The organism is Streptomyces sp. NPDC032745 (assembly GCF_055579465.1).
Genome location: NZ_JBVING010000015.1, coordinates 21,069 through 32,573, shown reverse-complemented (window position 1 = coordinate 32,573; position 11,505 = coordinate 21,069). Strand labels below are relative to the sequence as shown.

Below are 11,505 nucleotides of genomic sequence, written 5' to 3'. Positions count from 1 at the left end.
CCGAACGGGCTCCGCCGGCCGTTCCGGGCGCGTCGGTGCCTTGGGCCGTGCCGGCCGCGCCGGTCCCGGGCGCAGCTGCTCCGGCGGCCGTATCCGGGCCGGCTGCGACCGGGGCGCCGAGTTCCACGGTGCGTCCCTGCGGGTCGGTCAGGGTCACGCGTATCCCGACCGCGCCGGGCGGTCGCACCCACGAGGCCTCGATGCGGGACCGGCCGTCGGCGAGGCGGAGCTCCGCCACCTCGGGGGCCACCAGCAGCGGGGCGCTGATCAGCGGGGTGCCGTCCCCGGCCGGGAGGGCCACGTACCGGACCTCGCGCCCGAGCGGGGCCCGGCGGTCCGTCAGCGGTCCCGTGCCGAGCGGCCCCGGTACCTCCGGGAGCGGTGTGGTGAGCGGCTCGCGCCGGGTCAGCCGGACCACCCGCCAGGTCCCGTCCGGGCCGGCGCCGGGCGGTCTGCGCAGGGCGACCCCGCCGGGCAGGGGCCACGCCTCCAGCGGCCCGGGGTCCCCGTCGGCCGGGCGGTGGGTGCGGACCAGGCCCCGCACCGCGCGCGGGCAGTCCCAGGCCAGCCGGGCCGCCTGCGCGTACGCCGCGGCGGCCTGCTCCGGATCCTCCCGGTCCTCGTACTCCCCGGCCTCGTCCAGCAGCGCATCGGCGGCCCGTACCCGCCCGGCCAGCGCGGTCAGCCGCCCCGCCAGCAGCGGGTCCCCGCCGGCCACCGACGGCGGCAGCAGGGCGGAGCTCCGGGCGGCGGCGCGCACCCGACCGGCCAGCCACGCGTCCTCCAGCCCCTCGGCGGCGGCCCGCTGCGCCGGATCCAGCCGGGGGCTCCCCGCGGCGGCGTGCACCAGGGCCGGCGCCTCGTCGGGGTCGACCCCGAACCCGGCGGCCGTGGCCGGAAGATCCCCCCGGGGGTGGTCGTGGAGCAGCTGCACCAGCTGGTACAGCAGGATCCGCCGCAGCGCGGCCGGATCCCGCTCCTGGATCCCGACGAGCCGGTCCAGCAGCGCACCGGCACCGGCACCGGCACCGGAGCCCGCCCCGGCCCCGGCCCCGCTCCCGGCAGCCCCCCGGGAGGCCCGCAGCGCCCGCAGGGCATCGGCCCCCACATGGCGCCGCCGCCCCGGCCCCTCGACGGCGAAGATCCCGTCGAGCACCCGGAACCGCCCGCCGGCCGGAACCAGTAACTCGCCCAAGTGGCGTAAGCCCAGAGCCTGTTGCACCGCCACGAGTTCCCCGTACCGTGCCACCAGCGGAGCAGCGGGCAGGCCGGAGAGCGCGCGGGACCGCCCCAGGGCATGCCCGAACTCGGTCCCCGCCATCTGCTCCGCACCCCCCGTGCAGTGTGTTTGGGAGGTCATTTCAGCAGATGCGCGGACCGTCCGGGAGGTCTTTCCGTTCTCCAGCTGTACCGCGCGGTGTCACGAACTGATCTCCGTCCGGTACCCCGGGACCGCTGTCCTTGGGTCGCCCCTCGACACCCCCCCTCACTCGCAGAGGTCGTCCCCCATGGCTGAGCTCAATCGCCGCAGGTTCCTGCAGATCGCAGGCGGAACCGCCGCCGCAGCGATGCTGAACGAGAGCATCGCGCGCGCGGCCGCCATCCCGGCGCAGGGCAGTACCGGCACCATCCAGGACATCGAGCACATCGTGGTCCTGATGCAGGAGAACCGGTCCTTCGACCAGTACTTCGGCTCGATGAAGGGCGTCCGGGGCTTCGGCGACCCGCGTCCGGTGCTCCAGGACAACGGAAAGTCCGTCTTCTACCAGTCCAACGGCACGAAGGACATCCTCCCCTTCAACCCGCAGGTCAACGACCTGGGCATGCAGTTCGTCGAGGGCCTGAACCACGACTGGGCCGGCGGCCACGCGGCGTACAACAACGGCAAGTACGACAAGTGGGTCCCGGCCAAGACGGCCACGACCATGTCGTACATGACGCGGAACGACATCCCGTTCCACTACGCGCTCGCCGACGCCTTCACGGTCTGCGACGCCTACCACTGCTCCTTCATCGGCGCGACCGACCCGAACCGCTACTACATGTGGACGGGTCACACGGGCAACGACGGCACCGGCGGCGGCCCGGTCCTCGGCAACCAGGAAGCCGGCTACGGCTGGAAGACCTACCCCGAGCGCCTGGAGGCGGCCGGGGTCTCCTGGAAGATCTACCAGGACATCGGCGACGGTCTGAACGCGGCCGGCTCGTGGGGCTGGATCAGCGACGCCTTCCGCGGCAACTACGGCGACAACTCGCTGCTGTACTTCAACAACTACCGCAACGCCGCGCCGGGCAGCCCCCTGTACGAGAAGGCCCGTACGGGCACCAACGCCAAGGCGGGCGACGGCTACTTCGACAAGCTGCGCGCCGACGTGGTGAACGGCACGCTGCCCCAGGTCTCCTGGATAGCCGCCCCCGAGGCCTTCAGCGAGCACCCGAACTGGCCGGTCAACTTCGGTGCCTGGTACATCTCGCAGGTCCTGGACGCGCTGACCGCGAACCCGGCGGTGTGGGCGAAGACGGCCTTCTTCATCACCTACGACGAGAACGACGGCTTCTTCGACCACGTCGTCCCGCCGTACCCGCCGGCGTCCTCGGCGTGGGGCCTGTCGACGGCCGACGTCTCGAAGGACCTCTACGCCGGGGGCGGCGGCTACGCGGCCGGCCCGTACGGCCTCGGGCCGCGCGTCCCGATGATCGTGGTCTCCCCGTGGAGCAAGGGCGGCTACGTCTGCTCCGAGACCTTCGACCACACCTCGGTGATCCGCTTCATGGAGAAGCGCTTCGGCGTGCAGGAGCCCAACATCTCGCCGTGGCGCCGAGCCGTCTGCGGCGACCTGACCTCGGCGTTCGACTTCTCGAGGGCGGACGCCTCGCCCGCGGCCCTGCCCTCCACGGCGGGCTACATCCCGCCGGACCACAACGCCCACCCGTCCTACCACCCGGTCCCGCCGGCGACCGGGACCCTGCCCAGGCAGGAGGCGGGCACGAAGCCGACGCGCGCGCTGGGCTACGCCCCGTACGCGGACGGCAAGGCCACCGTCTCCACGGGCAAGTTCACCCTGACCTTCTCCTCCGGCCCCACCCTGGGCGCCCACTTCCACAGCACCTCGGGCAACCGGACGGACGGCCCCTGGCCCTACACGGTCGAGGCGGGCAAGACCCTCTCGGACACCTGGAGCACCAGCAGCTCCACCGGCAACCAGATCGACCTGACGGTCTGGGGCCCGAACGGGTTCCTGCGCACCTGGAAGGGCCCGGCGAAGAAGGCGGGCCCGGAGGTCACGGCCCGCCACGACGCGGCCACCGGCAACCTGAAGCTGACGCTGGCCAACTCCGGCTCGGCGGCGGTCAACCTCACGGTGACCAACACCTACGGCGGCGCGGCCCAGACCCTGCGGGTCGCGGCGGGCGGCACGGCCACGTACACGGCTGACCTGAGCACCACGGGCCGCTGGTACGACGTGAAGGTCGTCTCCGACGCGGACAGCACCTTCCTCCGCCGCTTCGCGGGCCACGTCGAAACGGGCGCGCCGGGCCTCTCCGACCCGGCGATCAAGACCGTCTGACGCGGTCGTCCGGTGTGCGCAGCAGCCGCCGTTCCAGGACCGGGAGGTCGGTGGGGCGGTGGCTGCGGGCGTGCTGGAGCAGGAGGTCGCGGGCGGTGTCCGGGACGCGGCGGCGCTTGGGGTGGCGGGTGGTGAACTCCTCGCTCGCGAAGAACCGTACGGCGGCGTCCAGCCCGCCGCGGTCCGTCTCACGCACCGCCCAGGCCAGCTCCGCCGTGCCCGCTCCGGTCAGCAGGCGCAGCGGGGCCGCGTCCGCGAGGAGGGACGCCGCGTCCGCGGGGTTCTCCCGGGCAGCACCCTGCCAGGCGAAGGCGATCGACAGCGCGATGTCCGCCGGGGGCTCCGGCTCCTCGCCGCGGGCCATCGCCTCGGCGTAGCCGCGGAGCCCGCCGGGTGCGGTGGCAGCCCACCGGGCGCGGTGCCGGGCCGGGATGCCGTCCGGGGCCCTGCTGTCGAGCAGCCGGGCGAGCGGCTGCGGCCGCATGACGTTCGGCAGCTCGCGGATCCGTGGGTCGTCGGTGCCGCCCGGCTCGTCCTCCTGGCACATGCAGGAGAGGAACTCGATGCCCGGATCGGACGGTTCGTGCGTCCCGGCGGCTGCGGGCTCGTCGGGCCAGAGGGCGAGTACCTCCGCGATCTCCTGCGGATCGACGATCTCGTAGTACGCGGGGTGGTGCGGGTGGCCGGCCCCGGTCTTCGCGTCGCGGATCCTGATGCGCTCCACGGGCACGGAAGGAGGTATGGGTATCACGGTGTGATGGTAGGGCCGCTGGGCAGAAGGTACGGCGTCCGGCTCCGCCACCCCCGCCACCGAGGGAGAACGCATGGCCATCGCCCACCGCAGGATCGGCACCGGCCCCGTCCGCGTCATCGTGCTGCACGACTGGTTCGGCACATCCGCCAACTGGGGTTCCGTACTGGACTACTTCGACCCCGAGGGGTTCTCGTACGCCTTCCTCGACTACCGCGGCTACGGTGACCGCAGGGACGTCGCCGGCCGCCACACGTCCCCGAGATCGCCGACGACGTGCTCGCGCTCGCCGACGAGATCGGCTGGGACACCTTCTCCCTCATGGGCCACTCCATGGGCGGCAAGGCGATGCAGCAGGTCCTGGTCCGGGCCCCCGAGCGGATCGAGAAGCTGGTCGGGATCAACCCGGTCCCCGCCGGCCCGTACGAGATGGACGACGCGACCCACGCCCTCTTCCACGGCGCCGCCCACAGCGCCGAGAACCGGCGGACCATCCTCGACCTCGTCACGGGCCACCGCGCGAGCCGCCACTGGCTGGACCGGATGATCGCGCACTCCCTCGCGGTCTCCCGCCCGGAGGCCTTCGCCGCGTACCTCGCGAGCTGGCAGCCGCTGGACCTGTCCGCAGCCGTGAAGGGCAGTACGGTCCCGGTGCTGGTCCTCGTCGGGGAGTACGACCTGGCCCTCACCCCCGAGGTGATGCAGGCCACCTGGCAGGTCTCGTACCCCAACTGCCGGGTCCACCCCGTCCCCGGTGCCGGTCACTACCCGCCGCACGAGACCCCGGTCGCCTTCGCCGCCGCAGTCGAGGCGTTCCTGCAGGGGTAGCGGGGGGACGCAAAAAACCCCCGGGGGTACGAGGAGACCTCGTACCCCCGGGGGATCAGGGTGAGTGACGGGACTTGAACCCGCGGCCACCTGGACCACAACCAGGTGCTCTACCAACTGAGCTACACCCACCACGAAGGGCGGCGGACCGTCCGTTCGATGTGCATGCACAGCATAGCTGATCAGGAGGGCGGTCCCGCCACGCGTTATCCGGCCGCGGCGTGCGCGACGGCCGCCGCCGCGAGCGCCCTCACGACGGGGTGCGGGCGCCTTCCGTCCCCGGACAGCTCGGGCTGGAACAGCGTGGCCAGGAAGAAGGGGTGTCCCGGCAGCTCGGCGATGCGCGCCTGTCCGTCCTCGTCGTGCCCCGACAGCCGCAGCCCGTGGGCGGTGAGCACCGGCAGGTACCCCGGCTCCGGACCGTAGCTGCAGTGGTAGCGCTCCAGCGACCGCTCCGCGCCGAGCACGGACTCGGCGAGCGACCCGGGCTCGGCCCGCACGAGGCCCTCGTGGCCGACGAGCGAACAGGCGAGCGGGGCGATCAGCAGGTCCTCGGCCCCGGGGTCGTTCTCCGCGTGCGCGACGCCGGCCAGCCCGCAGACCGAGCGGGCGTACTCCAGCAGCGCGTGCTGGAAGCCGCCGCAGGTCCCGAGGAAGGGGATGCCCTCCTCCCGCGCGACCCGGATCGCTGCGAGCGCCCCCGCCTCGCTGGCGTACGGGCTGCCGGGCAGCAGCCAGACCGCGTCGAACCGGGCCAGGGCCCCGGAGGCGGCCTCGGCCGCGGCGTCGCCGGTGGGGATCCAGTACGCGTCGAGGACGAGCCCGTCACGGGAGGCGAGGGCGTCGAGGAGCGCGGGGACGCGGGTGTGGGACTTCACGTGCGGGGAGCGGTCGCCGACGAGGGCGATCCGCGCGGTGGCGGTGGTCATGCCGATCATCGTGCGACGCGGAGCCGGTTCAGCGCCAACGATTGTTCCTGCACGTTCGATAAGGAGAACTGATCAGTGCTTCAACGCGGCCTTGGTGGCCACGAGCACCAGTCCGAGGACGAGGTTGACGACCCCCTCGGTGGCCAGCTGGCCGCGGGTGGCACCGGCGCGGGCGGCACCGAGGCACGCCCAGACGACCTGCTGCACCACCGCCACGCTCATGGCCAGCCACGCCGTCGCCACGTAGTCCAGCCCGAGGAGGCCGCTGAGGGCGACGGCGGCCGCGGGCAGGGCGGCGGCCTCGACGATGGGCCACTCGTGCAGGGCGACGCGGCGGATCTCGTGCCGGCTCCAGGGCTCGCCGACCAGCCGCTCCCCTGCCAGCTGGGCGTATACGTGCGTGGCCCAGAACACCAGCCCCGTGACGATCAGGAGAACCACGAGCTGAACCCGCGGATACTCGCCGGCCGTGCCGGCGGTGGCCACCACGGAGGTGGCGAGGAGGGAGCCGTAGACGGCCCCGGCGGAGTCGGTCCGGCGTGCGCGCTGTGGCCTGCTGCGGCCTGCGGACTGGCCACTGGGGATGCTCACCCTCCCACGATAGGGAGCCCCCACCCCGCCACCCCCCGGCCACGCCGTAGGTACGCCCGCCCGCGCATCCCGGCCCGCCTCGCCGCGGCCGCCCCCCGGCGGACCGGGCGCCGCACACCGGAACCCCGTACCGGGCCCCGGAGGGCGCGTGGGCCGGGCCCGGGGCGCAGCGGTGGCACGCTGGCGCCCATGGACCCGCACCTGCTCCGTACCTTCGTCGCCGTCGCCCGGCTCTCCTCCTTCTCCGCCGCCGCCCGCGAGCTCGGCTACACCCAGTCCGCCGTGTCCCAGCACATCGCCGCCCTCGAGGGCGACCTGCGCGCCGAGCTCCTCACCCGGCGGCCCGTGGAGCCGACCCCGGCCGGGGTGCGGCTGCTGGAACACGCCGGGCCGCTGCTGCTGCGGCTCGACGCGGCCCGGGCCGATGTGCTGCGGCTGGCCGCCGCGCCCCCCGGGCAGGTCACCCTCGCCGTGTCCCCGCTCTGCGTCGGGCCCCGGCTGCTGGCCGCGCTGCCCGCCACCGGGGTGGCGCTGCGGGTGCTGCCGGCCGCCGAGGTGCCGGCCGCCGTCGCCACCGGCGGCTGCGACCTCGGCCTGGTCGACGGCCTCGCCGCGCCCAGCGACCCGCTGCGGCTGCCCGACGTGGCCCCGCTCACCGTGACCGGCGTCGGCGAGGAGGAGCTCGCCGTACTGCTCCCGGCCGGGCACCCGTTCGCCGGCCGGGCCGCGATCCGGCTGGACGACCTCGCCGACGCCCGCTGGATCGACGCCCCCGGCGCGGTGCCGCTGCCCGCCGCGGTCCGGACCGCTCCGGCCCTGCGCTATGACGGCACCGACCTGCACGCCCTGTGCGCCCTCGCCGCCGCCGGGCACGGCCTGGTCCTGCTGCCCCGCCGGATGGCCCGGGCCGCCGGGGCCGGGGTCGCCGTACCGCTGTCCGGCCCCCGCCTGGTGCACCGTACGGAACTCCTCGCCCCCGGCACCCCGACCCCCGCAGCGGCCGCCCTCGCCGCCCGCCTCACCGCGGCGCGGTAACCACTCGCGCGCGGCCCGGCGCGGCGGCAGGATCGCAGCATGGACCTCGAACCCGATCCGTTCACGCACGCCGACTACGCCGCCCGGATGGCCGCCGCCGCGCAGAGCGCCGCCGATGCCGGGCTGGCCGGGCTGCTCATCGCCCCCGGGCCCGACCTCGCCCACCTCACCGGCTACCGGCCGGCCGACACCGAGCGGCTGACCCTGCTCGTGCTCGCCGCCGGGCAGGAGCCCGTCCTCGTCGTGCCCGCCCTGGAGGCCCCCGACGCGGCCAAGGCCCCCGGGGCTCCGGCGCTGACCCTGCGCGACTGGGCCGACGGGAAGAACCCGTACGGCGTCACCGCGCCGCTCCTCGACGCCGGCGGGCGCTTCGGGGTCAGCGACAACACCTGGGCGCTGCATCTGCTCGGCCTCCAGCGGGAGTTGCCGACCACCTCGTACGCCCCGCTCACCGACGTCCTGCCGATGCTCCGCGCGGTCAAGGACCAGCGGGAACTGGAGCGGCTCGCGGCGGCCGGCGCGGCCGCGGACGCGGCGTACGAGCAGATCCTCAAGGTCCCCTTCGCCGGACGCCGGGAGACCGACATCGCCGCCGACCTGGCCGCGCTGCTACGCGAACACGGCCACTCCCAGGTGGACTTCACGGTCGTCGGATCCGGCCCCAACGGGGCCAACCCGCACCACGAGGCCGGTGATCGCACCATCGCGCACGGCGACATGGTGGTCCTCGACTTCGGCGGGCTCAAGCACGGCTACGGCTCCGACATCTCGCGCACCGTGCACGTCGGCGAGCCGAGCGCCGAGGAGCAGCGCGTCCACGACATCGTCCGCGAGGCCCAGCAGGCCGCCTCCGCGGCCGTCCGCCCGGGCATCGCCTGCCAGGACGTGGACCGGGCGGCCCGCGCGGTGATCACCGAGTTCGGCTACGGCGACCGGTTCATCCACCGCACGGGCCACGGCATCGGCGTGACCACCCACGAGCCCCCGTACATGGTCGAGGGCGAGGAACAGCCCCTGGTCCCCGGGATGTGCTTCTCCGTGGAGCCCGGCATCTACCTGCCCGGCCGCTTCGGGGTGCGCATCGAGGACATCGTGACGGTCACCGAGGACGGCGGCCGCAGCTTCAACAACGCCCCTCGGGAGCTGGCCGTCGTGGAGTAGGAGCCGGTGCCGGAGCCGTCACAACTCCCCGGCGACGACCAGGCGGTAGCCGTAGTCCACGCTCTCCTGCCCGAGCAGGCGGGCGTGGCGCCGCTCCCAGGCCCCGGAGGCCAGGTCCGCGCGGAGCCGTTCCATCGCCGGCTCCACGACCGAGGGCGGCAGCGTCGCGAAGGTCGAACTGGCCGCCCGTACGGCCGGGTCGAGATAGGCCTCCGGCCGGCGCCAGTAGGCGGTCTGGAGGCCGTCCGTGAAGTCGTGCGGGATCGGGAACGGCAGCACGGTGTGCGCGTCCAGCGCCTCCACGACCTCCGTCACCGGCGTGAAGCGCATGCGGTCCAACTCGCGGATCTCCGGCAGGTATTCGTCCACGAGCCACAGCTCGGGGCGGTGCTCGGGATCCCAGGTGAAGACGGCCTGCCGGCGCGAGACCCGGCGCAGCTCGCCGAGCCCGCGGTGCAGATCGTGCCAGTGGTGCACGGTCAGGACCGCCATGGCGGCGTCGAAGGCCCCGTCGGCGAACGGCAGTTCCTCTGCTCCGGCCTTCACCTTCCGGGGGCCGGGATGCTGGTCGAGCATCACCTGAGACGGGTCGACGGCCGTGACCTCGGCGTCCTCCGGCTCGTACGACCCGGCCCCGGCACCGACGTTGACGACGGTGCGCGCGCCGCCCAGCGCCTGCCGGACCAGCGCGCCCAGCCGGGGATCGGGCCGCCGTACCTGCTTGTAGCCGATCCCTATCCGGTCGTACGCGGCCGTCGGTCCCTTTTCCTCTTCCCGTACCTGTTCCATGGGGCCGACTGCACCAGAACAGCCCGGCATGATCAAGTGGTTCCGCGGAGGGCCGAAGCCGTCACGGTCCCAGCAGCACAGCCGACTCGCCCGGTACGTGGACGCGGCCGTCCGGGCCCGGGTGCTCGACGGGTTCCCAGGAGGCCAGGACCCGGACCCCGTTGCGGCCGAGGGCGATGGTCACCGGGTCGGGCGAGAGGTTCACGGCCACCCGTACGTCGCCCCGCCGGAACGTCACCCAGCGGCGCTCCTCGTCGTACGCCACGCGGACCGCCGCCAGGTCCGGATCCCGCAGGTCCGGGTGGGTGCGCCGGAGCGTGATCAGGGTCCGGTACCAGGCCAGCAGCCGGTCGTGCGGTGCGCGCTCCGGCTCCGCCCAGTCCAGGCACGAGCGGTCCCGGGTGGCCGGGTCCTGCGGGTCCGGGATCTCTTCCGCCTTCCAGCCGTGCGCCGCGAACTCCCGGCGCCGGCCGGTCCGTACCGCCTCGGCGAGTTCCGGGTCCCCATGGTCGGTGAAGTACTGCCACGGCGTGCCCGCGGCCCACTCCTCGCCCATGAACAGCATCGGTACGAACGGCCCGGTCAGCGCCAGCGCCGCACCGCAGGCCAGCAGCCCGGGGGAGAGCGAGCCCGCGAGCCGGTCGCCGAGGGCCCGGTTGCCGATCTGGTCGTGGGTCTGCGTGTAGCCGAGGAAGCGGTGCGCGGGCGTGCGGCGCCGGTCCACCGGCCGGCCGTGGCTGCGGCCCCGGAACGAGGACCAGGTGCCGTCGTGGAAGAAGGCCCGGGTCATGGTCTTGGCCAGGGCGGCGAGCGGCGCCTCGGCGAAATCGGCGTAGTACGCCTGGGACTCACCGGTCAGCGCACAGTGCAGGGCGTGGTGGAAGTCGTCGTTCCACTGGGCGTGCAGGCCCAGGCCCCCGGCGGCGCGCGGGGTCGTGGTGCGCGGATCGCACCGGTCGGACTCCGCGATCAGGAACAGCGGGCGGCCGCTCTCGCCGGCGAGCTCGTCCACGGCCGCGGACAGCTCCTCCAGGAAGGTCAGCGCCCGGCCGTCGGCGAGGGCGTGCACGGCGTCCAGCCGGAGCCCGTCGATCCGGTAGTCCCGCAGCCAGGCCAGGGCGCTGCCCAGGAGGTACGCACGCACCTCGTCGGAGCCGGCGGCGTCCAGGTTGACCGCCGCGCCCCACGGGGTGTGGTGCGTGTCCGTGAAGTACGGGCCGAAGGCCGGGAGGTGGTTGCCGGAGGGGCCCAGGTGGTTGTGGACCACGTCCAGCACCACCCCGAGCCCGGCCGCGTGGGCCGCGTCCACGAACCGGGCGAGCCCGGCCGGGCCGCCGTACGGCTCGTGCACCGCCCATGGCGCGACCCCGTCGTACCCCCACCCGTGCCGGCCGGGGAAGGGGCAGACCGGCATCAGCTCCACGTGCGTGATCCCGAGCGCGGTGAGGTGCCCGAGGCGGGCGGCGGCCGCGTCGAAGGTGCCCTCGGGGGTGAACGTGCCGATGTGCAGCTCGTAGAGGACCGCGTCCTGGAGCCGCGTCCCGGGCGCCGCGGCCTGCGGGGTGAGCGGCTCGAAATCCACCACCGCCGAGAGGCCGTCGGGCCCGTCCGGCAGCCGCCGACCCCGCGGGTCGGGCCGTACGATCCCCTCCCCGGGGGCCACGCCCAGCAGGAACCCGTACCGGTCCCCGTCGGCGGCCGGGGCCTCGGCGAGCCACCAGCCGGCCCGGTCCGGATCGCGTGCCATCTCGTACGTCGCGTCGCCGAGCCGCAGCGCGACCCGGTCTGTCAGCGGTGCCCACACCTCGAACTGCACGGACGGTTCCCCTCGTCTGTGGCGGTACCCGGAACG

At 74.4% G+C, this 11,505-nt stretch carries 9 protein-coding genes, 1 tRNA gene and 1 pseudogene; 4 read left to right on the top strand and 7 right to left on the bottom strand.

The features are described from left to right. A pseudogene (locus ACZ5WG_RS31150) lies at positions 1-1,321 on the bottom strand (hypothetical protein); the annotation flags it as partial. A 187-nt stretch (positions 1,322-1,508) separates the two neighbouring features. Between ACZ5WG_RS31150 and ACZ5WG_RS31145 the strand changes: the two are divergent. Beyond that, a complete protein-coding gene (locus ACZ5WG_RS31145; RefSeq protein ID WP_468727589.1) occupies positions 1,509-3,569 on the top strand; it encodes a phosphocholine-specific phospholipase C in 2,061 nt (686 codons plus the stop codon). Here ACZ5WG_RS31145 and ACZ5WG_RS31140 read toward each other — a convergent pair. After that, a complete protein-coding gene (locus tag ACZ5WG_RS31140) occupies positions 3,556-4,320 on the bottom strand; it encodes a hypothetical protein (RefSeq protein WP_468727588.1) in 765 nt (254 codons plus the stop codon). The two genes, ACZ5WG_RS31145 and ACZ5WG_RS31140, sit on opposite strands and share 14 nt — an antisense overlap. Positions 4,321-4,596: 276 nt before the next feature. On the opposite strand from ACZ5WG_RS31140, the gene ACZ5WG_RS31135 reads away from it, so the two are divergent. Continuing rightward, positions 4,597-5,148 (top strand): alpha/beta fold hydrolase, encoded by a 552-nt coding sequence (locus ACZ5WG_RS31135; protein ID WP_468727587.1) that lies wholly within the window; start codon positions 4,597-4,599, stop codon positions 5,146-5,148. A 59-nt stretch (positions 5,149-5,207) separates the two neighbouring features. Here ACZ5WG_RS31135 and ACZ5WG_RS31130 read toward each other — a convergent pair. The 3 genes from ACZ5WG_RS31130 to ACZ5WG_RS31120 all read right to left on the bottom strand — a co-directional run bounded on the left by ACZ5WG_RS31130 (position 5,208) and on the right by ACZ5WG_RS31120 (position 6,668). After that, positions 5,208-5,280 (bottom strand) — tRNA-His (locus ACZ5WG_RS31130). A gap of 74 nt (positions 5,281-5,354) precedes the next feature. Next, complete coding sequence (locus tag ACZ5WG_RS31125) at positions 5,355-6,077, bottom strand: CTP synthase C-terminal region-related (seleno)protein (RefSeq protein WP_468727586.1); 723 nt, start codon at positions 6,075-6,077, stop codon at positions 5,355-5,357. A 72-nt stretch (positions 6,078-6,149) separates the two neighbouring features. Continuing rightward, complete coding sequence (locus tag ACZ5WG_RS31120) at positions 6,150-6,668, bottom strand: hypothetical protein (RefSeq protein ID WP_468727584.1); 519 nt, start codon at positions 6,666-6,668, stop codon at positions 6,150-6,152. A gap of 189 nt (positions 6,669-6,857) precedes the next feature. Here ACZ5WG_RS31120 and ACZ5WG_RS31115 point away from each other — a divergent pair, with 189 nt between their 5' ends. Further along, entirely contained in the window at positions 6,858-7,703 is an 846-nt protein-coding gene (locus tag ACZ5WG_RS31115) for a LysR family transcriptional regulator (RefSeq protein WP_468727583.1), read from the top strand. A gap of 39 nt (positions 7,704-7,742) precedes the next feature. Then, positions 7,743-8,864, top strand: a complete 1,122-nt coding sequence (locus ACZ5WG_RS31110) for an aminopeptidase P family protein (protein ID WP_468727581.1) — start codon at positions 7,743-7,745, stop codon at positions 8,862-8,864. Between the two features lie 18 nt (positions 8,865-8,882). Here ACZ5WG_RS31110 and ACZ5WG_RS31105 read toward each other — a convergent pair whose 3' ends face one another. Together ACZ5WG_RS31105 and treZ are read right to left on the bottom strand one after the other, a co-directional pair. Further along, positions 8,883-9,653 (bottom strand): class I SAM-dependent methyltransferase, encoded by a 771-nt coding sequence (locus ACZ5WG_RS31105; RefSeq protein ID WP_468727580.1) that lies wholly within the window; start codon positions 9,651-9,653, stop codon positions 8,883-8,885. A gap of 61 nt (positions 9,654-9,714) precedes the next feature. Next, positions 9,715-11,469 (bottom strand): malto-oligosyltrehalose trehalohydrolase, encoded by a 1,755-nt coding sequence (gene treZ, locus ACZ5WG_RS31100; RefSeq protein ID WP_468727578.1) that lies wholly within the window; start codon positions 11,467-11,469, stop codon positions 9,715-9,717. Between the last annotated feature and the right edge of the window lie 36 nt (positions 11,470-11,505).